Here is a 21,830-nt window from a genome sequence, read left to right as displayed (position 1 = left end):
GCGGAAAACGCTGGCCGACGCGGAGGTGGTCTGGCGATGCGGGAACTGCGCTATCGCCAGGCCATCTGCGCGTCGCATGGCAATTCGGGCGTCATGGAACGAAGTGGGTTAGGCTGCCCAGCCGCGTGACACGGCATCCAAGGCCGCGTCGTAGATCCCTTCCCAATCGGTTCCGGGGTCGTCCATGTTCGCCAGTTCCAGGCTCACGAGTCCGTGGACTTGTCCCCAGACGGACATGGCGATCGTTGCGGCATCATCGCGGCGAATAGTTCCCCCTTCCTGTGCGGCGCTCACTGCTTCGACGAGCGGAAGCATGGCCTCCGAGGCAACGGCCGGCGTCGGGCTGCAGTCCACGTAGGTGGCAAGGGCGCCGCCAAACATGAGCCGATACAGGGCTGGATGGTCCAGGGCCCAGGAGCGGTAGGCGAGGCCCAGGCCTCGAAGCCCACCGCTTTCGGCGGACCGTTGCGAGTCGCCGAAGGAACGGAATCCGTCGTCGACGGCGGCCGTCAGCAACTGTGCCTTGCCGCCGAAAAGTGAGTAGATCGCGGTGGTCGAAGTGTGGGCGGTTGCTGCAACGTCGCGGAGCGTTACCCGCGCGGGGCCATCACGATCCACGAGTTCGGCCGTTACCTCAAGAAGCCGCTGCCGGACAAGCTGGTCATGAACGATGGGTCTTGCCATGCTTTCAAGTGTTTCATAACATTGTTTCGTAACGATGTTATTAAACCTGATAGGCGGAACTTGAGTCACGGTTCCCAGACCGAAGGATTCACATGGCACAGGAAATCTTCCCGGGACGCTTCACGGCGGACGCTGGGCGCGAATCAGTTACCGTTTTCCTCATCGGAATGCGGGCCAACCGTTGGTGGAAGATCGGCAAGGTGGCGCGCGTGGCATCGGCAATGCCCACCATGCTCCGCCATCTGACATCACATCCCGAGTCCGGAATGCTCGGCTGCGAACAGTGGTTCGGGCGCACCACCATGCTGCTTAGCTATTGGGAGAGCCCTGAGCATCTCAGGCGCTTCGCTGCGGACAAGGATTCGCCGCATTTGGGGCCATGGCGGCGTTTCATGAAGGAAGTCGCAGGAAGTGGTGACATTGGCGTGTGGCACGAAACCTATCAGGTGCCGGCGTCGGGAATTGAGGTGGTCTACAACGGCATGCCGCAGTTTGGCCTGGCCAAAGCCACCTCGCATGTCCCGGTCGGCCCGGGGAGCAACACCGCCAAGCAGCGTATGGGTGCCGGGCAACCCAACTAACTCGCAGTTAACGTCGTTCTGAGCCCTCAAAACGACAACAAGTGCGAGTCAGTTGGGCCCGCGGAGGCTGCGGCGACGGCGGGATTTACGCAACGGCGGCCGCTTCCTTGGGTGCCTTCAAGGTCCTCCGGAGTTGCGGCGACGCGTCGATCCTGGCCTGGGCATCCCGCAGTGCAAGCACCGCCGTCTCGAGCTGGGCCGGCGCGAGCGTGTACGGGACGCGCATGAAGTGCTCGAAGGCCCCACCGACCCCGAAACGCGGCCCGGCCGCCAGTCGCAACCCGAAATCCGGGGCGACGACGGTGAGCGCGGTACTTGACGCCGTCGGCAGCCTGCACCATGCCGTCAGCCCGCCTCGCGGCCGTTCCACGTGCCAATCGGGCAGGTGTTCGGCGAGTAGCCCAAGGAGCGTTTCCCGGTTCCGTCGCAGTTCCTCAAGCCTGGCGTCCAGCGGTTCGGTGAAGGCGCGGACCAGCCGCGCGGCGGCCAATTGCTCGACGACGGGCCCACCCAGATCCATCGTTGTCCGGGTCTGCACGAAGCGGCTGATCAAGTCTTCCTCAGCGCGGATCCACCCGGTCCGGAGCCCGGCCCAATGCGATTTGCTGAGCGAACCGATGGTCACCACCGCCGGACTGAAGGCCGCGAGCGGCGAGGTCGCGACGGCGTCGAGGTTCAGCTCCCGCAGCGTCTCGTCCACCACCAGTACAGTGCCCGTACCTGCCGCCTCGCGGACTAGGCGGCGGCGCTGGAGGTTGGACATGATCCGCCCTGTGGGGTTGTGGAAGTCCGGCACAAGGTAGGCCATGGCCGGGCGTTGGTGGCGCATCGCCGCCACCATGCCCTCGATGTCCCAGCCGCCCGAGGCGGGATCACCGCCCGACGTCGGCTCCGCGGCAGGCGGCATCGGGACCGGCACCGTGCGTGAGCCCGAAGTGCGGATGGCATCGAGCGCGTTGGGGTAGCTGGGGTGCTCGACGAGTACCTTCTGCTGTCGCCCGGCCAGGGTCTTCAGGATGATGTTCAGCGCATGCTGAGCGCCGGAAGTCACCAGAATCTGCGCTGCCGTGGTGGGGATACCGGCCGCTGTGTAGCGGTCCGCGATGGCTTCCCGGAGGGGCGGAAGGCCGACGGCGTCGTAACCGAAACTCGGCAACAGCGCGGGGAGATCAACCAGCGCATCGGCAAAAGCCCGGTGCACCACCTCGCCCGTGGCCGGTAGTGAAGCGTATGCGAGGTCAAGAATCCCATCCGGAACGGCCAGTCCCGGTCCGCTGACAGGAACCGTCCGGTGCGGAATTCCCGTCCGGCCCCGGCTGCCCTGCCCGCCGCTGAGGAATCCTTGCTCGCGAAGGCTGGCATAGGCGGCGGTGACGGTGGTCCGGCTGACGCCCAAAGTGACCGCAAGTGCGCGCTCGCTCGGCAGGGCGACGTCCAGCGGGATGCGCCCGTCCATCACCAAAAGGCGTACGACGTCGGCAAGCTCGCGATAGGCAGGAGCGGCGCCAGTGTTCCACGGGCCGAGGAGACGCACCATGGCTGTGGGGTTCAGGGATCCGGGCATAAGTCCAGTATTGCAAACTGGCTATGGAAAGCAATGCCAGTTTTCGGGAGCATGGTTTCATGATGACCCGCAGAATCACCCAACTCCTGATCGGCCTCGCAATGTACGGGGTTTCCCTGGCCATGTTCATCCGGGCCGGCCTTGGCCTGGACCCTTGGGATGTGTTCCACCAAGGCGTCGCGGGAAAGATCGGATGGAGCATCGGCACCGTGGTGGTGGTTGTCAGCTTCCTCGTACTGCTCCTCTGGATCCCGCTGCGGCAGATGCCCGGCTTCGGAACCCTCGCCAACGCCGTGCTGGTGGGCGTCTTCGCGGACATCGGCCTGGCCCTGATCCCAGTCTTCTCGCATTTGGGTGGTCAGATCGCCATGCTCGTTGGTGCCGTGGTCCTCAACGGCATAGCCTCTGCTTGCTACATCGGCGCTCGGCTCGGCCCGGGTGCCCGCGACGGACTCATGACGGGGCTTGCCCGCCGCACGGGTTGGTCGGTGCGCTTGTCCCGGACCTTGATCGAGGTTGTTGTGCTCGGTGTGGGTTGGCTGCTTGGCGGATCCGTCGGCGTGGGAACTGTTGTCTACGCGTTGGCCATTGGGCCGGTGGTTCAGCTGTTGTTGCCGATGTTCACGGTCCCGGCGAAGGCTCCTCAGAGTGCCCCGGAAGAGGTGCTCGCAGGGCCGTGACGCGGATTCTTCCTGACGACGCGCAAATTTCCTGACGCCTCCGGAATTTCCGCAGCGCCAAGGAATTCCCGTGTCGCCAGGCGAGTCGGGCAGCGTCAAAGTCCGGGCTGGCAGTCCTGGCAGAAGTAGATGTCCCGGTCTTCCAACCCCGACGCCGGCCCTAGCAGGTCGCGGCGAATGGGCGTACCGCAGCGAAGGCACGGCTTGTGCTCACGGCGGTATACCCAGTATCCGGGACGCAGGGCTCGCGGGCCGCGGGTCGTCCTAGGTCCATGTCCCAGGTTGGCCTCGAGCAGGATTTTGGCTTCCTCGAGCATCCCCGCCAGATCCGGGACAGCCGATACGGGTGCGGCAGGATGCACGCCGGCCAGGAAACACGCTTCGCAGCGGTAGATATTGCCGATGCCGGCGAGGTTCCTCTGGTCCAACAGCGCGACGCCGATCGGAGTGTCCGGCGCGGCTCGCAGCCGACGAAGGGCCTCTTCAGCGTCCCAGTCCGGCCCCAGGAGATCCGGCCCAAGGTGCCCCACCGCACGGGCCTCGTCCGGCGTGGGGATCACTTCCAGGATTCCCAACGAGAAGCCGACGACGTCGGCAGTCGCCGTGCGGAGGACGCACCTGGCCGTGTGGCCGGGTTTCCTCCAGCGGCCGCCGGGAGCATAGACCTGCCAGTTTCCCTCCATTTTCAGGTGCGAATGGATGGTCAGGGCGCGGCGCGGTGGGCCGGCATCGGTGGATCCAGGCGTGTCCGGTCCGGCCCGTACCGATCCTGGCATGGCGGGCGCGGCCTCTTGGAGGGCTCCGGCATCCGCCGTCCCGGCTTCAGCAGGCCCCAGCAATCGCATGAGCAAATGTTTTCCCCGCGGCACTACCCCGGACACGGTCCATCCGGCCAGGTTCAGCGTGGCGAATCTGGGCACCCGGAAGTCGGAGGAAACGAGGGTCTGGCCACCAAGGGCCTTGTGCAGCTCCGCGGCGGCCCGCCAGATCGAGTCGCCCTCAGGCACGGATCCCCACCTCAGGCACGGATCCTCAAGCCCTTCGGCGTGGAGTACGCCCCGGCCGCGGCAAGGGCAAAAGCCACTGGAGTGTCCAAGAGGTCATGGCCGTTGACTTTCTCCATGATCAATTTGTCCACGGCGCCCCGGCGCACCACGCCCACCAAGGCGGCAGCGGCAGCCGCCAGGACAGCGTCATCGTGGCTGAAGGTCAGTAGGGTCTTCCCGCCGCGCTCAACGTACAGGATCAGGGCGCCGTCGACCATTACCACCAAGGCTCCGGCCTTCCGTCCCGGACGGTGACCCGATCCGGCGTCGACGGCCAGCGCGGGCCAGGGGAGGGCGGCGCCGTACGGGTTGGCCGGATCCGTAGAGGCAAGGGCCAAGGCGACAGGCTCGGCTTTGGCGAGTTGGGCATCTTCCGTGAAGGAGCGCAGGCGGTCCACCGTGGCGGGAACGGCAAACTGGGCGGCTCCCAGGTGCTCGATGAAGTAGCCACGGCGGCACCGGCCGGCTTCCTCCAGGCGGGCCAAGACCTTGTACATCAGCCCGAATCCGCCCACGATGTTCTCCACCATGACGGAGCCGCGGGTCACTACGCCGTACCTGTCGAGGAGGAGTTCGGCGGTACCGCGCGCGTGGATAGTGGGGTCGAGCTCAGGAGCCGGCAACGCCGACCAGCGGCCAACGGCCAGCGCGGGAGCCGGAGCTGCTCCGGTGACCGAGCCGTAACGTCCGCCCGTGAGTCCTGGCGATCGCATCAGCCCCGTGCCATGCGAACGGCCGAGCCTGCTCATCCGCAGGGACCTCGCACGCGGCGGCCGGGCAGGCTGCTTGTGCGCGGTGCGGCCCCCGGCAATCATCGCGCGGACCGGGGCGAAGGTGTCGCCCGTGATGCGGCCGGCCCAGACTAGATCCCATAGGGCGGCCACCACGGCGTCGTCGCTTAGTACCGTATCCATGCCGCCCGCAACCTCGGTGAGCTGCCGGAAGAAATAGGCGCCCCCGCCGGTCTGCAGATGCTCCAAGAGGCGGAGCTGGGCGTCGCCGGGCTCGAATTCAGGATCCGGGTTGAGGGTCAGCTCCGCAGCTTCGGCCACGTGGAGGCTGATCCAACCGTCGTTCCCAGGCAACGATCCGGCACCGGACCACAAGACTTCACCTGCGGCCATGAGTTCATCCAACATGGCTGGCTGGTAGTCGGAGATCCGGCTGGCCAGCACCAAGGGCTCCCAGGCCGACGCCGGAACGGGCACGCCGGATAGCTGGTCGATGGCGGTCATGATGCCGTCCAGCCCACGCAGTGCGGGGGCGCCGCGGGAGCGGCCGGCCGCGGGCACGGATACGTTTTGCCAGGCGGGCAGGAACCGGCCGTACGCGGCAGCGTCCACCGGTTCAACTTCGGCGCGCAGCGCGGCCAAGGAACGACGCCGGAGCTTGCGTAGCACCTCCGAGTCGCACCACTCGCTGCCCGGGAGAACAGTGGGCACCTCCGGCGCCACCGCCGCCTCGGGCGACGCAGGTGCCTCACCGGGAACCGGTTCAGGCACTCTCGGGTGCGGACGGAACTCACCTTCCACCACCCTGCCATCCGCTGCCAAGCGTTTCAGGGCAGTGCTTACGACGGCGACACCGAGTCCCAGCCTGGCCGCGGCTTCTTCGGCCGTGAAGGGCCCGTGGGTCCGTGCGTAACGGGAGACGAGGTCGCCGAGCGGGTCATGGACGGGTTCGATGAAGGCCAAAGGGACGCCCATGGGAAGTGGAACCCCAATGGCATCCCGGAGCCGGGCTGCGTCCTCGATGGCCGCGAATCGCTCCACGCCGCTGAGGGTCACGGTGAGAGCGCGGTTGGCCTTCCGCAAAGCAGCCAGGTGCGAGGCGGCAGCGAGGTGCGACGCCGCCAGATCCGGGGAACCACCCGCTCCTTCTTCGGGCTGCAAACGGGCAGCCACTTCTTCCACGCTCAGGGGTCCCAGCAAGCGCAGCAAGTCCGCGACGCCTTCCATGCCACGGACTTGCCGGTCCGCTGCCAGCCGTTGGAGCTCGAGCTCGGTGGCCTCAATGACTTTGGCGTCCAGGAGTTCGCGCAGTTCCACCCTGCCCAGGAGCTCATTCAGGAGTGTGGAGTCGAGGGCCAGAGCCGCGGCCCGGCGTTCGGCGAGCGGTGAATCGCCCTCGTACAGATACTGCGCCACGTAGCCAAAGAGCAATGACTTGGCGAAGGGGGAGGGCTGCTGGGTAGTGGTCTGTACCAAGCGCAGTTCGCGGCGCTCGATCGAAGCGGCAATGTCTTTCAAAGCGGGGAGGTCGTAGACGTCCTGCAGGCACTCGCGCACGGTTTCGAGAACGATGGGGAAGGAAGGGTATTTCTTAGCGACGTCCAGCAATTGCGCTGAACGTTGCCGCTGCTGCCACAGCGGCTGCCTTTTCGCCGGATTCTGCCTCGGCAGCAACAATGCGCGGGCAGCGCATTCACGGAAGCGCGATGCGAACAGGGCGCTGCCGCCAACCTCCGCCGTCACGATCTGCTCGAGTTCCTCCGGGTCGAAGAGGAACAGCTCCGCTCCGGGAGGTTCGTCTTCCATCATCGGCACGCGCAGTACGATGCCGTCGTCGGCGGCCATTGCGGAGCCGTCCAGCCCGTAGCGCTGCTGGAGCCGCTGCCCGACGGCGAGGGCCCACGGTGCGTGGACCGGCATGCCGAAGGGGCTGTGCAGCACCACCCGCCAGTCGCCGAGTTCGTCATGGAACCGTTCGACCACGAGCGTACGGTCATTCGGAACCACTTCCGTGGCCTGCTTTTGCTCATTCAGATACTGCAGCAGGTTGCCGGCGGCGAAGTCGTCCAGACCGCTGGCCTTGCAGCGTTCCAGCGCGGGCCCTTGGTCCGAAGTGGAGAGCTCGCGCACGAATGCACCCAGCGCGCGCCCGAGATCCACCGGACGGCCCAAGGAATCGCCCTTCCAGAAGGGAAGTTTTCCGGGCTGGCCGAAGGCGGGCGAGACGAGGACACGGTCATGCGTAATGTCCTCGATCTTCCAGCTCGTGGCACCCAAGGCGAAGATGTCCCCGACGCGTGATTCGTAAACCATTTCTTCGTCGAGTTCGCCGACGCGTCGGCCGCCTTTGGCAGCGCGCGACGCCGGACTGGGCTCCTGTGCGGACGGTTCCGGGGCGCCGCCAGCAGAAGGAGTGCCGCCAGAGCCGGAACCAGAGCCTTCGGTGCCGATGATGTAGACGCCGAAGAGTCCGCGGTCCGGGATGGTTCCGCCCGAGGTCACGGCAAGGCGCTGTGCTCCTGGGCGGCCTTCAATGGTGCCGGCGTTCCTGTCCCATATGATGCGCGGCCGGAGCTCGGCGAATTCATCCGAGGGATACCGGCCGGCCAGGAGGTCCAAGGTGGCTTCGAAAGCGGAGCGGGGCAGGGTGGCGAAGGGCGCGGAACGGCGCACGGTGGCGAACCAGTCTTCAACCTCGATGCTTCCCAACGCGGTGGCGGCGACTGTTTGTTGGGCGAGGATGTCCAAGGGGTTGGCGGGAACGTGGAGGCGTTCGATCTTCCCACTCAACATCCGTTCCACGGTGATCGCTGTGTGGACGAGGTCTGCCCGGTGCTTGGGGAAGAGCACGCCTTCGGAAATCTCACCCACCTGGTGGCCTGCGCGGCCTACCCGTTGCAGTCCGCTGGCCACCGACGGCGGCGACTCGACTTGGACGACCAGGTCCACGGCACCCATGTCGATGCCGAGTTCCAGGGATGACGTGGCTACAACACACCGCAGCCGGCCGGATTTGAGGTCGTCCTCGATGAGGGCCCGCTGGTCCTTGGACACGGAACCGTGGTGCGCGCGGGCCAGGACCGGATCGGCGCCGCTCGTGCTTCCGGCTTGGGCCATCATGTGGGCGGGTGTCGCGGTCGACGACGGCAGCCCCGAGGGTGTCGGCCCCGCGGCTGGCCCTCCGAAATCAGCAAGCCCCGAGTCCAGCCCCGAATCCGCCGCGGCAGAAAACACATCGACCGCCATGAGCTGGCGCTCCGCGTAGATCTCGTTCAGCCGTGCCGTGAGTCGTTCCGCGAGACGCCGGGAGTTGGCAAACACAATGGTGGACTGCTTCGAAAGCACAAGATCAACGATCTTCTCCTCGACATGCGGCCAAATGGAGGCTTGCGGCTGGAGTCCGGAGGCTGGGCCGGAGTCGAAGGCGCCGGCAGCTCCCGCCAGGTCGGACATGTCCTCCACAGGAACACTGACGCTGAGGTTCCAGTTCTTGCGAGACGGCGGTGCGACGATTTCCACGGGAGCCGAGCCCGCGAGGAACTGCGCCACGAGCTCGCGCGGCTCCACGGTGGCCGAGAGCCCGATCCGTTGGGCAGGTTTGGGCAGCAATGCATCGAGCCGCTCCAATGACACTGCGAGGTGCGCGCCGCGCTTGGTGCCAGCAACTGCGTGGACCTCGTCCACAATCACGGTGTCCACCTCGCTGAGGGTCTCTCTGGCCTTCGATGTCAGCATCAGGAACAGGGATTCAGGCGTGGTGATGAGGATGTCCGGCGGGTGGCTGAGCAGCGCGCGGCGGTCCGCCGTCGTCGTATCCCCGGAACGGACGCCGACGGTGACCAGTGGAGCCGGCAACCCGAGCCGTTTCGCGGTTTGCGTGATGCCGATCAGCGGCGAGCGGAGGTTGCGTTCGACGTCGACGCCGAGAGCCTTGAGCGGGGAGATGTACAGGACTCGGGTCTTGCGTTTAGGGGCTTTTGCCCGAGCCCGGCTGGGTGCGTCCTCAAGCCCCGGAAGCGCATCAGCAGGTGCATCCAGGGATGCTGACAAGAGCCGGTCAAGGGTCCACAGGAAGGCTGCGAGCGTCTTACCGGAACCAGTGGGCGCCACCACCAGAGCGTGGGAGCCGGACGAGATGGCCTTCCACGCGCCGTCTTGCGCCGGTGTGGGCGCGGTGAAAGCACCCAGGAACCACTCCCGCGTGGCACGGCTGAAGCGGTCCATGGCTGTGTGGCCTGAACCGCCCAGTGGATCGCTCGGTAGCTCCCGCTCCTGCATTCCTCCATCATGCCTCACGGCACCGACACAATAAGGAACAGCGCCGGACGAGGTGCAGCGGCTAAACTGCCGGGCCGCGCTAAACCCGCAGCTACCCCGCCTGGAAAGCCTGAACGCTCAAGAGGTTGATCGCAGCGTTGCTGCAGGCCTGGTGCTGCAGCGGGATGAACACCGAGGCGGTGTCCTCGGGTGGGTAGACGCGGAAACCTGCGGCCGCAACCTGGGTGCAGTCCGGATAGTTGCCGGCCTGGGTGTAGCGGAGTTGGGCGAAGCCGGCCTTCCCCGGGGCGAGGACCACATCTGTCACTGGCTGCGCGTCGTCGCGCGCGGCGGCCGCGCCGATCGGATCACCCGTGGGTCCGGCCGTGAGGGAGACGCCTGGGAACCCCTTCAGGACGCAGGATTCTGTGCCCGAATTGGTCAGGATGAGCTTCATGTAGACGCTGCCTGCCGCGCCGCCGCCGGTGGAGTCGACAGAAGGTGTCAGCGAGGCTGCTTTGCAGAGTCCGACGCCGGATGCCATCGTCCCGGTGCTTGATGGCGTGGAACTGCCGCTAGCGCTGGGAGCGCTCGACGCGGACACCGAGGAAGACACCGAGGGAGAGGCCGAAGCCGAACCGCTCGGCGTGCCGGTGCTTTGACCCTGGGCCTGGGCTTGGAAACAGCCGGAGAGCAGGAATACCGAGGCTGCTGCCATCGTGAGCAGGAGACCGTTCTTGACTCGCATATTCGTCATGCGCACAGCATTTCGTCGTCATATGCCCGAGTCAACTCCGGCGCGGCAACGGCGCCGGATTGGCGCACGGATCGTAATGTTCCGGGCGCCAACCAGCGGAGTCGTTACTTGGACGCTGAAGCCCTGGCGGAACGGCTGCGGACGAATGCCGCGCCACCCAGCCCCAGCCCCGCCACGCCGGCGATCAGGCCAGCCCAGCTGCGCGCCTGCGAACCGTCGTCGGACACGGAAGCTGCTTGCACAGTGGAGATTGAAGCAGCCATATGATCATCACCCGCGGCGGCATCCGCTGCGGTGACGGCCACCGACGGCGCCGGAGCCTTCAGCGAGTGCGGATCCTGGCCGTCCTTGGGGATTTCAGCCCAGTTTGTCTGCCCCTGCTCGCAGTTTTGGAGAGTAGGGAAGTAGAGGGACTTGCCAGCGGTGTCGGGCAGCTTCACGGACAAGACCAGGGCATCGCGCTGGTGCGGGTCCAACGGGGTCTTGGCCGTGTAGACGATCTGGCTGGTCCGCTTGGTGATGGAGGTGCCGTCCGCCAGCTTCTTTGGCTCGGACAACGTCTGCGTGACCTTCTCGATGGTCCAGTTCGGGTTCACCGTGGGCGTTGCGTCCGTCAGTTCTTCCGGCAGGTTGATGGTCACCTTGGTGGTGCCCGAAGTGTCGCAGCCGTGCGGGACGCCGAAGGTCAGCAGGGCGTAGGAGTTGGCCGCGGTCTTGTCCGGGTTGATCGAGACATGTGCCGAGGCGCCTGCGAGGCCTGCCATCATCAATGCGGCGGTGCCGCCAGCGATTGCCGTGGCAGAGAGGGTACGGCGGAGTGAGGACTTTTTCATGGTTGGTGCCTTTCAATAGGCGCGCGAAGGCGCCAAAGTACGGGGATGTGCACGTCACCAGTTGAAGGCGGTGCCGGGCGGAATCAGGAGAGTACGACGACGGCGGGCGGGCCGCGTCTGCTGTCTTGCCTGAGGTTCCGCCACGGGCGGGGGATGAATACGGCGGGTGCGCTGAACGCAACAGCTGCGCTGCCGGCGTCGGGCCTGAAGACCAGGCGGATGAGTTGGAGAAGGGGCCGGAGCCACGCCGCGAGCTGCCACAGCGCCTGCTCGCCCTTGGCCAAAAGGAACGCCGAGGCGGCAGTAGCGAGGGCGTGGCCGCCCAGCATTAACCAGCTGAGGGGAGTGTCGAGTTCGTGCAGATGCATCGTTCCGGCGCCGAGAGCCGGGGCAAGGTGCTCCACCCCCATGTGGTGCGCCGGTGAGCCCGGAGCCGCGACGGTGAGCGGGCCGAATGCGGTGAACGCTTCGTGCAGGGCCAGCTGTCCGGCCCCCAGGAGCGCGGCGACGGAAAGGAAGCCGAGCTTGAACCTGGTGGCCAAGGTGGTGACGAGACCAGTCAAGGCAAGGACTGCGAGCAGGACCGGGGCCACGGGAAGCTCACCGCCGGCGAGGACGTGGGCCCCTGCCGCAAGGGCCACAATGGCGATAGCAATTGCTCCCGAACGGATGGCGTGGAAGGGCGTCCGGGCATGCGATGTGAGCACGGGTCCTCCCTCGGTAGCGTTCCAGCGGATGGTTGACCGGTCAGATCCGGCCGGTCAACCCCGCAATTCTACCGGTGGTTCGTGGCCGGACCGCCTTCGGATGGCTTGCCTGCCGGGCCTTTGCCTGCTGGCCCCCCGCCCGGTGGCCCATCGCCTGCGGACTCCGAGGACGCCTCCGAAAAGCTGCGTGCCGCCCGTGACCCCGCGATGGTGCTTGCCCCGATGCTGATGAGCGCTCCCAGGATCATGGCCGCGGCTTCTCCCGGTTCCAGCAGATGCAGTTGCGAGCCGATGGTGGCGGCGGCAACCGGTACGCCCAATTGGGAGGCTGCCAGCACCGCGAGCGGCAGGGGCTGGCCGAGGACCCGCAGGCTTCCATGCACCAACAGCGTTCCCAGGCCGAGGCAGATCCCGAGGAGAATCATCTGCGGGGTCCCCGCGAGGGTACGCAGGTCGAGCGACGCACCAAGCCAGACGAAGAACACCGGCCCGAGGAAGCCGTCGCTAACAGCGAAGAGTTGGTGCGCAAGGCGCCGAGGTTCGCCTACAGCCGAGACCACAAGGCCGAACGAGAACCCGGCCAGCATGATGGACACGTGGCCCAGGACCGCCAGCCCGGAAAGGGCGAAGAGCAGCGCCAATTGGATCCGCAGCTCCAGGGCGAACTTCCGGTCTTCGGACACGTCATGCAGCCGTCCGCGGTTACCGCTGTTCTCCAGCCAGCGAAGGACAAAGAACAAAACCGCCGCACACGCCCCGACGACGGCAGCGCCGACGGCCGCCCTCGGCGCATTAGGCGGGTCAACCGCGAGCGGAAGCGCAACAATGCAAGCGATGTCCGCCACCGCAACCTGCGCCGTCGTCGTGAGGACTTTCGGCCCTGTCAGACGAAGCGAATCGACGATCGGCAAGACCAGCGCTGCGGAGGAGGAAGCGAGCAGAACGATATAAAGCGGAGCATGTCCGGTGCCGAAGGCAAAAGCGATGACGACTCCGACGACGGCGGCCAGCACCGCGGCGATGCCGGCGCGCAGGGCGCCGCCACCCAGTGCGGGACGGATGGCTTTGTCCCGCACGGGGACATGCGTTCCGGCGACGAACATGATGAGGGCGAATCCGACGTCGGCCACGAAGGTGAACGTGGGATCCGAAGAATCCACCAGTTCAAGACCCGTGCGTCCGATGGCGATGCCCGCCAGCAACTGACCGAGTACAACGGGAATGTGCCATTTCCGGGGCAGCGCGAGCAACGGCCCGAGGAGCGCGACCGCGGCGATCAGCGAAAGCTGAAAGAACGACACACGTTCCTCCTTCTACCGCCGTTGCGGTTGGTATGCGGTGATTACCGGGGCGCGTCAGCCAGTTTGAGCGGTATGTCGGTGTTCTCGTCCGTGTAGTAGCTTGCACACACCCGGTGGTAGCCATCGGCCACCTGCGCGGGAATGCCCCGGGCCAGGTCGCCCCTGACCATAAGGATAGGCGAGAGCTTCTTGCCCTCCTTGATCTTCTTCAGGTCCGACGCCACGTGGGCGTTGTCTTCGGGCAACAGCACCAGCCGGGCGGCCCGGAGAATGTCCTTGGCCTTGCGGTGCTGGACGGGCGCCTCTCTCAGGGCGGCGACCACCGAGGCCACGACGTCGTCGGATTCAAGCAGGGATAGATAGTTCGCCGCGCCCGGATAATCTTGCTCCTCGGGCTGCGGCAACCAGCGGACTTCGCCCTTGTTATCGTCAGGCATGCGTTGTACTCCTTGGCCAGCGGTATTTGTTTGCAAACGTGGGCGGCGCCGGACGGGGGACCTTGGAGAGGTCCGTGCCGGGACGTCGTCGCCGTAATTCCAGGGCGAGGCTTTCTTGGCCGCGCGCCATAGCCCAACGGTGGTTCGCGGCAAAGGCGGGCTTGAGCAGCCAGCTTAGCCGCTGGAGCAGCGGTTTTGATGTGCTGACTCGCCAGTCATAGGTGACCACCGTTTCCGGACCGTCCTGTTCGAAAGTCCAGCGTCCGGTGCCGCTCAAGTCGCCGCTCGCTGAGATCGCGAAACCTTGCTCCGTGATGGGTTCGGTGACCTTGAACCTCCAGCGCAGGGTGTACGGCAGCCAACCCTTCGAGTGCAGGGAGAAGGCTTTTCCCGTGCCATCCGCATTTCCTGGATCGAGCGGAACAACACTCAAGTACACCGATGGCCACCAGCGGGGCAGCGTTCCGGCGTCGCCCAAAACATCCATGACCTCATGCGGGGTCCCCGCGACGCGCCAGACGGTGAGGAACTCGTAGTCAGCGTTGCTCTTGGAAGTGCCGCCCATTGCTGCCTCCACGGCGCGGATGGATAGTGGACTCACAGTACTCACGCCATTGCATGCGGTCAACGGCCCAGTTCGGCATGTTCGCGGGCCCCTGCGCCCGGACCAATTATTCCGAAACCACTTACTCCCTGACCGTCACGGTCAGCCGCTGGATGTCGTTGTTTCCCATGCCTTGATAGTTCCACTCCGGCGTCCCGGGCTGAGTCTGTCCCGTGGAGTCGGTTGCACGGCACGCCAGTTCATGGGAACCGGCTGTTGCAATCCACGTGAACGTCCATCCGCGCCACGCATACCGGCCGGCAGGCGCCTCGAGTTGAGCCTTCTCCCACACGCCGTCCACGCAAACTTCCACGCTGTCCACGGTTCCGTTGCCGGACCAAGCCCGGCCGCTGAGCTGGACCGGCCCCACGTCGACGGTGCGTTGCCGGGTGAAGAAATCGGGAACGCCCGGGGGAACCATGAGGGAACGGACTTTGATCCGCTGGACGGGTTCGCCGGGATCGTCCGCGTTCTGGGTGTAGCGGTAGGAGTCGAGCTGCTGGTAACCGTCGAAGCTGTGGTCAATTGCCTCGATGGATTGCAGCCACTTGACGCTCGTCATCCCGTACCAGCCTGGGACGAGCAGCCGGACAGGGTAGCCATGTTGCGGCGGCAGGGCTTGGCCGTTGACCTCATAGGCGAGCAAGACGTCGTCGGACATTGCTTCTGCGAGAGTCAGGCTGCGCGCGTACTGATGCTCCAGGCCGCCCTGGATCCCGCGGTCCGCGCCCGTGAAGACGAGTTCGACGGCGTCGCGTGAGATCCCGGCGTCGAGCAGCAACGGTGCGAGCGGGGTTCCGGTCCACTCAGCTGTGCCTATTCCACCCTGGTCCCACGGCTGGCTGACAGGCCGCGGTTCCAGCCGCGAGCGGCCGTTGCCGGCGCACTCCATTGTGACGGCATGAGTGCGGCGCTCGCGGTGTTGGAGGTCGGGCAGGGTGTACTCGTGCGGATGATCCACGAGGCCGCCAATATTCAGGCGCCAGGAGACGGGATCGATCCGGGGGACGTCGAAATGCACCAGAAGATAGTGCATGCCCAGCGGTGTGATGGGCCATCGGAGCATCTCCAAGGGCATGGCATGGTTGCGCGAAGCGAGTTGCAGTTCTTCGCGGGTGATGGGACCCGTGGTTGGTGCAACCAGTGCGGCTGGTTCTGTTGGAGCAGCAGGGGCGGTGGTGGCCGAGGTGGCAACAGCGGCGCCCTCCACTGTGCGGCGGGTCTTGACGCTCATGCTCCCAGTATGGGCGTCGCCCGCCGGGGTGTCATTACTCGAGTTGCGTTCATCGCCTGCGCGCCTCGCGGGCTCCCGGGCGCTCCGACGGTAGAAATGGGGGACGGGCCCGGGACCTCCCATTTCGTGCCCGCGACCCCCGCTCCCAGTCCTTGCAACCACAGGAAAAATGACCTTTTCACGCAAAACCTATGTCCTTCTCGCTGCCATCCTCATCGGGTTCATTGTGGTCGGCGGGCTCTGGTACGTCGGCCAGCAACAAGGCCACGCGACGGCGGCCTCCAGTGATGCCACAGCGTCGCCGAGTGTCGCCGCAGACCCAGGGGATGACGTCGAACCCGTCCAGCCGGGCGAGACAGGACCTGCCGCCGCCCCCGACGCCGTCGTGGCGCAGGAAGCCGCGCCAAAAGCCATCCATTCACCGGACAAGGTCAGCAGGGATATCGCACTCTCTCCCAATCAGTGCAAGGTGAGGACACTGGACGCCGCCAAAGGCGAGGTTCTTCCTGACCCTTCGTGCACGCCTGGCGCCATTGATCCGGCCGTGAGCGAGGAGAACATCGGCAGCACGATCTGCAGGTCCGGCTACACTGCCACGGTCCGTGCCCCTGTCTCGGACACGGACAAGGTCAAGAAGCTCAGCCTCCAGCAATACGGCCTGGTTCCGGCTTCTTCCACTGAATTCGACCATCTGATCAGCCTCCAGCTTGGTGGCACCAACGCGGTGTCCAATCTTTGGCCCGAGCCGAACCGCGAGGGCGCCCCGGGAACCACTAACCCGAAGGACGCCATTGAAACGCGGCTCAATAAGGCCGTCTGCTCCCACCGGATTGCCCTCGCGGACGCGCAGAAAGCCATTGCCCATAATTGGGTCACCGCGGAGAAAGAGCTTGGGTTGTAGGGAGGTCCTCCTGGCCCGGAATCCTCGCTGAGGCGGGCGCCACTCGCACCCCCCAAAATCCTCCCGCACCTACAATGAAGATATGCCGGACATTGAGCGGTGGCCCACGGGGCGCTTATTGTCTACAGCGGCCCGGCTGGTGGAACACGCTTGGGATGAGAACCTCAGGTCGATCGGCCTTACCCATGCCGGCGTCATAGCGATGGAAGTCCTTGCAGCCACCGGTCCCATCACCCAGACCATGCTGGCTCAGATTGTGCGGGTGCAGGCCCAGACCATGGGCCAGACCCTCAACAGACTCGAAGCCCACGGCCACATCACGCGCCAACGCGGTTCCGAGGACCGCAGGGTGCACCTCGTGTCACTGACCGACGCTGGCACGGACGCGTTGGAGCGGGCTGTCGAATCGGAGCAGCAAGTCCTCGCCCAAGTGTCCATCGATACTTCGATGTTCAGGCATGAGTTGAAAGTACTCGTGCGCGAACTGGCAGGACGACAAGCACCCGCGGGCGTCACTGCCGGCGTCCCCTATGCGCCCGCGCGGCGCGAAGACTAGTCGCGCAGCGAGCGCGAAACGTCGACGGCGGCACGCCCATTGCGCGCGATCCCCTCACCGCGGGCCGTCAATTCGTCCAAGACCGCGTCGTACCAGGACCTGACCCCGAACTCAGGCTTCGCGGTCAGGGACTCATGTCCTCCGAAATTCTTCTTGACAACCTTCTCAACGACAGCGTAGCTTGAATCGTATCAATGAAACGATTCAAACAATCCAAGACACATTGATCTGAGGCCCGAGACTCCCGGGCTTCACGCTGGAAACCACGGAATGCGAGAACCAACCATCATGAAAGACGTAGCAACGGCGCTGGGCCGGTTGGAAGAGCTGGCCATCGAAGTTCCCTCGTGGGCCTACGGCAACTCGGGCACCCGCTTCAAGGTGTTCGGCACGCCCGGCACCCCGCGGACCATCCAGGAGAAGCTCGCCGACGCCGCGAAAGTCCACGAACTGACGGGCCTTGCGCCGACCGTGGCACTGCACATCCCGTGGGACAAGGTGGACGATTACGCTGCCCTCCGTGCTTACGCTGCCGGCCTTGGCGTTGGACTGGGAACAATCAACTCCAATACGTTCCAGGACGACGAGTACAAGTTCGGTTCTCTGACCTCCTCCGCCGCGGCCGTACGCCGCCGCGCTATCGACCACCACCTGGAGTGCATCGAGATCATGCACGCCACCGGTTCCCGGGACCTGAAGATCTGGCTGGCGGACGGCACCAACTACCCGGGCCAGGATGACATGCGCGGCCGCCAGGACCGCCTGGACGAGTCCCTGCAGGAGATCTACGCAGCCCTCGGCGAGAGCCAGCGCCTGGTCCTGGAGTACAAGTTCTTCGAGCCGGCTTTCTACCACACCGACGTTCCGGACTGGGGCACCTCTTACGCGCAGACCGTTGCCCTGGGGGAGAAGGCCTTCGTCTGCCTGGACACCGGCCACCATGCCCCGGGCACCAACATCGAGTTCATCGTGATGCAGTTGTTGCGCCTGGGCAAGCTGGGCTCCTTCGACTTCAATTCCCGTTTCTATGCCGATGACGACCTGATCGTCGGTGCCGCGGATCCGTTCCAGTTGTTCCGCATCATGCACGAGGTCATCCGTGGTGGCGGCTTCGGCGAAGAGTCAGGCGTCGCCCTCATGCTGGACCAGTGCCACAACTTGGAGGAGAAGATCCCGGGCCAGATCCGCTCGGTGCTCAACGTCCAGGAAATGACTGCCCGCGCGCTGCTTATCGACGGCGCTGCGCTGGCTGAGGCACAACGCGAAGGTGACGTGCTGGCCGCCAATGGCATCTTCAACGATGCCTTCTATACCGATGTCCGGCCTGTCCTGGCGGAGTGGCGTGAATCGCGAGGCCTGCCCGCAGACCCGATGACGGCGTTCAAGGCCAGTGGCTACCAGAAGAAGATCAACGAGGACCGCGTGGGCGGCCAGCAAGCCGGATGGGGCGCTTAGGAAATGACTAACAAGACTGTTGAAGAACTGATCGCCCGTTCCAACCGCTTGGGCGCGGACAAGCGGAACACCAACTTCGCAGGCGGAAACACTTCGGCCAAGGGCACGGAAAAGGATCCGGTCACCGGTGAGGATATCGAGCTCCTGTGGGTCAAGGGCTCCGGCGGGGACCTGGGAACCCTGAGGGCCGAAAACCTGGCGGTTTTGCGCCTGGACCGGCTGCAGGCACTCAAGGCTGTTTACCCCGGCGTCGAGCGTGAAGACGAAATGGTGGCCGCTTTCGACTACTGCCTGTTCGGCAAAGGCGGCGCCGCGCCCTCGATCGATACCGCCATGCACGGACTCGTGGACGCCGCGCACGTGGACCACCTGCACCCGGACTCGGGCATCGCGATTGCGACGGCGGTGGACGGCGAAGCGCTGACCTCCAAGGTCTTCGGCGAGAAGGTCGTGTGGGTTCCCTGGCGCCGTCCCGGTTTCCAACTGGGACTGGACATCGCCGCGATCAAGGAAGCCAACCCGCAGGCAATCGGCACCATCCTTGGCGGCCACGGCATCACCGCGTGGGGCACTACCAGCGAGGAAGCCGAAGCCAACTCCCTCTGGATCATCGAGCAGGCCGAACGCTACATCGCCCAGAACGGCAAAGCCGAGCCCTTCGGCGCCAAACTCCCCGGCTACGCCGCACTCCCGGAAGCCGAGCGTCGCGCGAAGGCAGCCGCGTTGGCTCCCGTGATCCGCGGCATCGCTTCGGCCGACAAGCCGCAGGTGGGCCACTTTAGCGATGATCCGCGTGTCCTCGAGTTCCTCGAAGGCGCCGAGCACCCGCGCCTGGGCGCGCTGGGCACCTCCTGCCCCGACCACTTCCTGCGCACCAAGGTCAAGCCCCTCCTCCTGGATCTTCCGGCCGACGCAGGCATTGAGGAGAGCATCGCTCGCCTCAAGGAACTCCACGCCGCATACCGCGAGGATTACCAGGCCTACTACGACCGCCACGCCGACGCCGATTCCCCGGCCTTGCGCGGCGCGGATCCGGCCATTGTCCTGGTCCCCGGAGTGGGCATGTTCTCCTATGGCAAGGACAAGCAGACCGCACGTGTGGCCGGCGAGTTCTACCTCAACGCGATCAACGTGATGCGCGGCGCGGAGGCCATTTCCTCCTACGCGCCCATCGAGGAATCCGAGAAATTCCGGATCGAATACTGGGCCCTTGAGGAAGCCAAGCTCTCCCGGATGCCCAAACTCAAGTCGCACGCCACGCGCATCGCGCTGGTGACGGGCGCGGCGTCGGGCATTGGGAAGGCGATCGCTACCCGCCTCGCCGCGGAAGGCGCCTGCGTGGTCATCGCGGACCTCAACCTGGACAACGCGCGGGCTGTTGCCGCCGAACTCGGCGGCGCGGACGTCGCCGTCGGAATCCAGGCCGATGTCACCGACGAAGCCCAGGTGGCCGCGGCGGTCCAGGAAGCCGTGCTGGTCTTCGGCGGGCTGGACCTGGTGGTGAACAACGCGGGCCTGTCCATCTCCAAGCCGCTGCTGGAAACCACGGAGAAGGACTGGGACCTGCAGCACAACGTCATGGCCAAGGGCTCGTTCCTGGTCTCCAAGGCCGCGGCGAAGGTCATGATCGATCAGGGCATGGGCGGAGACATCGTCTACATTTCCTCGAAGAACTCGGTGTTCGCGGGCCCGAACAACATCGCCTACTCCGCCACCAAGGCTGACCAGGCCCACCAGGTTCGCTTGTTGGCGGCGGAACTGGGCGAGTACGGCATCCGCGTCAACGGCATCAACCCCGACGGCGTGGTCCGCGGTTCCGGCATCTTCGCTGGCGGTTGGGGCGCCAAGCGCGCCGCCGTCTATGGAGTCGAAGAGCAGGAACTGGGCAAGTACTACGCCCAGCGCACCCTTCTCAAGCGCGAAGTCCTGCCCGAGCACGTGGCCAACGCGGCCGCCGTGCTGACCAGCAACGAACTCTCGCACACCACGGGCCTGCACATCCCGGTGGACGCGGGCGTCGCCGCAGCCTTCCTGCGATGAGTGCCCAGTTGTTCGCGGCAGTCGATATCGGAGCGTCCTCCGGGCGCGTCATGCTTGGCCGCGTGGGCGGGGGTAGCGTCTCGGTGGAAACGGTGCACCGCTTCCCCAATGGCGTCGTAGAGCTCGACGGCGGACTTCACTGGGACTTCGACGCCCTGTTCGAGGAGGTGCTCAAGGGACTTGCGGCGGCCGCTGATACGGCCGTCGCGAGCGGCGAGCGGATCACCAGCATCGGCATCGACACGTGGGCAGTCGACTACGGGCTGGTGGATGCCAGCGGCAAACTCCTCGCGCAGCCGTTCAGCTACCGCGACGAGCGGGGCCGCACCGCCGTCGCGAACGTCCACAAGGTGCTGGACCCGGCACGGCTCTACGCCACCACCGGGCTGCAATTCCTGCAATTCAATACGATCTACCAGCTCGCCACCGAGCGGGAACTGCGCGGCGTCCAGGCCTTGCTGATTCCGGACCTGATCGCGTTCAAGCTCACGGGGCGGCGCCGGACCGAGGCCACCAATGCGTCCACCACCGGGCTGTTCGACGCGGTCGCGGGGGAGTGGGCCACCGAACTGTTCAAGCCGCTCGGCCTGCCCAAGGACGTTTTCCCAGCCATCATTCAGCCCGGCGAAACCGTCGGCACGCTGCTGCCGGATATCACGGCCCGGACAGGGTTGCCGCCGGAGACTGCGGTGGTTGCCGTGGGATCGCACGACACCGCCTCGGCCGTGGCCGCGGTGCCGGCGTCCCGCGACGACTTCGCCTACATTTCCTCCGGGACATGGTCCTTGGTGGGCGTGGAACTGGACAGCCCGGTCCTGGGCGAAGCAAGCCGGCTGGCCAACTTCACCAACGAACGCGGGGTCGACGGCACCATCAGATACTTGCGCAACGTGGGCGGGCTATGGCTGCTCAGTGAATGCATGCGCACCTGGGCTGCCGAAGGGGACGCGCCGTCGCTGGCCAGCCTCCTCGAATCCGCGGCCGCGCTGCCCGCCGGAGGCCCGCAAATCAACGCAGACGATCCCGCGTTCATCGCGCCGGACAACATGCCCGAGCGGATCCGATCCGCCGTGCGCGCCACCGGCGCCGTCCTCCCGGACCGTCACGCCGCCGTCGTGCGTTGCATTCTGGACAGCCTGGCCGCCGGCTACGCCAGGACCCTCGCACGCGCGGAAGAACTATCCGGCAAGCAGACCTCCGTGGTCCACATCGTCGGCGGCGGCTCGCAAAACCGCCTGCTGTGCCAGCTCACCGCGGACGCCACCGGCAAAACGGTCGTAGCTGGTCCCGTGGAAGCTACGGCGCTTGGGAACGTCCTGGTGCAGGCACGCGCGGCCACCAAGGAGCACCGCAGTCTCCAGGAATTACGCCGGCTAGTAGCCTCCAGCTCAGCGCTGCAACGCTACGAGCCCGCGCGCGCGGGGACGGCGGCACTCCAGGAATTGAGTCAGTGAGTAGTATT

At 65.8% G+C, this 21,830-nt stretch carries 18 protein-coding genes; 7 read left to right on the top strand and 11 right to left on the bottom strand.

Translation table 11 applies throughout. The features are described from left to right. Positions 1-108: 108 nt before the first annotated feature. Positions 109-684 (bottom strand): TetR-like C-terminal domain-containing protein, encoded by a 576-nt coding sequence (locus OW521_RS11115; protein ID WP_268025401.1) that lies wholly within the window; start codon positions 682-684, stop codon positions 109-111. A 92-nt stretch (positions 685-776) separates the two neighbouring features. Here OW521_RS11115 and OW521_RS11110 point away from each other — a divergent pair, with 92 nt between their 5' ends. Beyond that, positions 777-1,265: a DUF4188 domain-containing protein gene (locus OW521_RS11110; RefSeq protein ID WP_268025399.1), complete on the top strand. Its 489-nt coding sequence runs from the start codon at positions 777-779 to the stop codon at positions 1,263-1,265. Positions 1,266-1,350: 85 nt separating this feature from the next. On the opposite strand, the gene yczR is transcribed toward OW521_RS11110, so the two are convergent. Beyond that, entirely contained in the window at positions 1,351-2,829 is a 1,479-nt protein-coding gene (gene yczR, locus OW521_RS11105; protein ID WP_268025397.1) for a MocR-like transcription factor YczR, read from the bottom strand. A gap of 59 nt (positions 2,830-2,888) precedes the next feature. On the opposite strand from yczR, the gene yczE reads away from it, so the two are divergent. Next, positions 2,889-3,509, top strand: coding sequence for a membrane protein YczE (gene yczE, locus OW521_RS11100; protein ID WP_268025395.1), 621 nt, complete (start codon positions 2,889-2,891; stop codon positions 3,507-3,509). Positions 3,510-3,604: 95 nt separating this feature from the next. On the opposite strand, the gene OW521_RS11095 is transcribed toward yczE, so the two are convergent. From OW521_RS11095 to OW521_RS11055, 9 genes are all read right to left on the bottom strand, one after another. Then, positions 3,605-4,516 carry an Fpg/Nei family DNA glycosylase gene (locus OW521_RS11095; protein WP_268025393.1) on the bottom strand — a complete coding sequence of 304 codons (912 nt, stop codon included), beginning with the start codon at positions 4,514-4,516 and terminating at the stop codon, positions 3,605-3,607. A gap of 11 nt (positions 4,517-4,527) precedes the next feature. After that, a complete protein-coding gene (locus OW521_RS11090) occupies positions 4,528-9,564 on the bottom strand; it encodes a DNA glycosylase AlkZ-like family protein (protein WP_268025391.1) in 5,037 nt (1,678 codons plus the stop codon). Positions 9,565-9,655: 91 nt separating this feature from the next. Then, positions 9,656-10,300 (bottom strand): DUF4232 domain-containing protein, encoded by a 645-nt coding sequence (locus tag OW521_RS11085; RefSeq protein WP_268025389.1) that lies wholly within the window; start codon positions 10,298-10,300, stop codon positions 9,656-9,658. A gap of 104 nt (positions 10,301-10,404) precedes the next feature. Further along, complete coding sequence (locus tag OW521_RS11080; RefSeq protein WP_268025387.1) at positions 10,405-11,133, bottom strand: YcnI family copper-binding membrane protein; 729 nt, start codon at positions 11,131-11,133, stop codon at positions 10,405-10,407. Between the two features lie 83 nt (positions 11,134-11,216). Beyond that, positions 11,217-11,840: a hypothetical protein gene (locus tag OW521_RS11075; protein ID WP_268025385.1), complete on the bottom strand. Its 624-nt coding sequence runs from the start codon at positions 11,838-11,840 to the stop codon at positions 11,217-11,219. A gap of 68 nt (positions 11,841-11,908) precedes the next feature. Then, a complete protein-coding gene (locus tag OW521_RS11070) occupies positions 11,909-13,141 on the bottom strand; it encodes a cation:proton antiporter (protein WP_268025383.1) in 1,233 nt (410 codons plus the stop codon). 41 nt (positions 13,142-13,182) lie between these two features. Then, on the bottom strand, positions 13,183-13,578 hold the full coding sequence (locus OW521_RS11065) for a hypothetical protein (RefSeq protein ID WP_268025381.1): 396 nt from the start codon (positions 13,576-13,578) through the stop codon (positions 13,183-13,185). Next, on the bottom strand, positions 13,571-14,143 hold the full coding sequence (locus tag OW521_RS11060) for an SRPBCC family protein (RefSeq protein WP_268025829.1): 573 nt from the start codon (positions 14,141-14,143) through the stop codon (positions 13,571-13,573). The genes OW521_RS11065 and OW521_RS11060 overlap by 8 nt, the downstream gene beginning before the upstream one ends. 121 nt (positions 14,144-14,264) lie before the next feature. Next, positions 14,265-15,416 carry a sulfite oxidase gene (locus OW521_RS11055; protein ID WP_268025379.1) on the bottom strand — a complete coding sequence of 384 codons (1,152 nt, stop codon included), beginning with the start codon at positions 15,414-15,416 and terminating at the stop codon, positions 14,265-14,267. Positions 15,417-15,585: 169 nt separating this feature from the next. Here OW521_RS11055 and OW521_RS11050 point away from each other — a divergent pair, with 169 nt between their 5' ends. The 5 genes from OW521_RS11050 (at position 15,586) to OW521_RS11030 (ending at position 21,822) form a co-directional block, all read left to right on the top strand. Further along, a complete protein-coding gene (locus OW521_RS11050) occupies positions 15,586-16,317 on the top strand; it encodes a hypothetical protein (RefSeq protein WP_268025377.1) in 732 nt (243 codons plus the stop codon). 82 nt (positions 16,318-16,399) lie between these two features. After that, the gene (locus OW521_RS11045) at positions 16,400-16,873 is read left to right on the top strand and encodes a MarR family winged helix-turn-helix transcriptional regulator (RefSeq protein ID WP_268025375.1); all 474 of its coding nucleotides are present in this window, start codon (positions 16,400-16,402) and stop codon (positions 16,871-16,873) included. 288 nt (positions 16,874-17,161) lie between these two features. Beyond that, entirely contained in the window at positions 17,162-18,328 is a 1,167-nt protein-coding gene (gene rhaI / locus OW521_RS11040; protein WP_268025373.1) for an L-rhamnose isomerase, read from the top strand. Between the two features lie 3 nt (positions 18,329-18,331). Beyond that, positions 18,332-20,368, top strand: coding sequence for a bifunctional aldolase/short-chain dehydrogenase (locus OW521_RS11035; RefSeq protein WP_268025371.1), 2,037 nt, complete (start codon positions 18,332-18,334; stop codon positions 20,366-20,368). Further along, on the top strand, positions 20,365-21,822 hold the full coding sequence (locus OW521_RS11030) for a rhamnulokinase (protein WP_268025369.1): 1,458 nt from the start codon (positions 20,365-20,367) through the stop codon (positions 21,820-21,822). Before OW521_RS11035 ends, OW521_RS11030 begins: the two co-directional genes overlap by 4 nt. Positions 21,823-21,830: the final 8 nt, after the last annotated feature.

Origin of the sequence: Arthrobacter sp. MMS18-M83 (genome assembly GCF_026683955.1) — a bacterium.
Lineage (GTDB): Bacteria > Actinomycetota > Actinomycetes > Actinomycetales > Micrococcaceae > Arthrobacter.
This window is presented reverse-complemented; position numbering and strand designations above follow the sequence as displayed.

Bases quoted from the DNA above. Each gene is read 5' to 3' on its own strand.
- OW521_RS11110 (WP_268025399.1), top strand. From the start codon at position 777: ATGGCACAGGAAATCTTCCCGGGACGCTTCACGGCGGACGCTGGGCGC.
- OW521_RS11060 (WP_268025829.1), bottom strand. From the start codon at position 14,143: ATGGGCGGCACTTCCAAGAGCAACGCTGACTACGAGTTCCTCACCGTC.
- OW521_RS11030 (WP_268025369.1), top strand. From the start codon at position 20,365: ATGAGTGCCCAGTTGTTCGCGGCAGTCGATATCGGAGCGTCCTCCGGG.
- OW521_RS11055 (WP_268025379.1), bottom strand. From the start codon at position 15,416: ATGAGCGTCAAGACCCGCCGCACAGTGGAGGGCGCCGCTGTTGCCACC.
- OW521_RS11090 (WP_268025391.1), bottom strand. From the start codon at position 9,564: ATGCAGGAGCGGGAGCTACCGAGCGATCCACTGGGCGGTTCAGGCCAC.
- yczE (WP_268025395.1), top strand. From the start codon at position 2,889: ATGATGACCCGCAGAATCACCCAACTCCTGATCGGCCTCGCAATGTAC.
- OW521_RS11045 (WP_268025375.1), top strand. From the start codon at position 16,400: ATGCCGGACATTGAGCGGTGGCCCACGGGGCGCTTATTGTCTACAGCG.
- OW521_RS11050 (WP_268025377.1), top strand. From the start codon at position 15,586: ATGACCTTTTCACGCAAAACCTATGTCCTTCTCGCTGCCATCCTCATC.
- OW521_RS11085 (WP_268025389.1), bottom strand. From the start codon at position 10,300: ATGACGAATATGCGAGTCAAGAACGGTCTCCTGCTCACGATGGCAGCA.
- OW521_RS11080 (WP_268025387.1), bottom strand. From the start codon at position 11,133: ATGAAAAAGTCCTCACTCCGCCGTACCCTCTCTGCCACGGCAATCGCT.
- OW521_RS11035 (WP_268025371.1), top strand. From the start codon at position 18,332: ATGACTAACAAGACTGTTGAAGAACTGATCGCCCGTTCCAACCGCTTG.
- yczR (WP_268025397.1), bottom strand. From the start codon at position 2,829: ATGCCCGGATCCCTGAACCCCACAGCCATGGTGCGTCTCCTCGGCCCG.
- OW521_RS11065 (WP_268025381.1), bottom strand. From the start codon at position 13,578: ATGCCTGACGATAACAAGGGCGAAGTCCGCTGGTTGCCGCAGCCCGAG.
- rhaI (WP_268025373.1), top strand. From the start codon at position 17,162: ATGAAAGACGTAGCAACGGCGCTGGGCCGGTTGGAAGAGCTGGCCATC.
- OW521_RS11115 (WP_268025401.1), bottom strand. From the start codon at position 684: ATGGCAAGACCCATCGTTCATGACCAGCTTGTCCGGCAGCGGCTTCTT.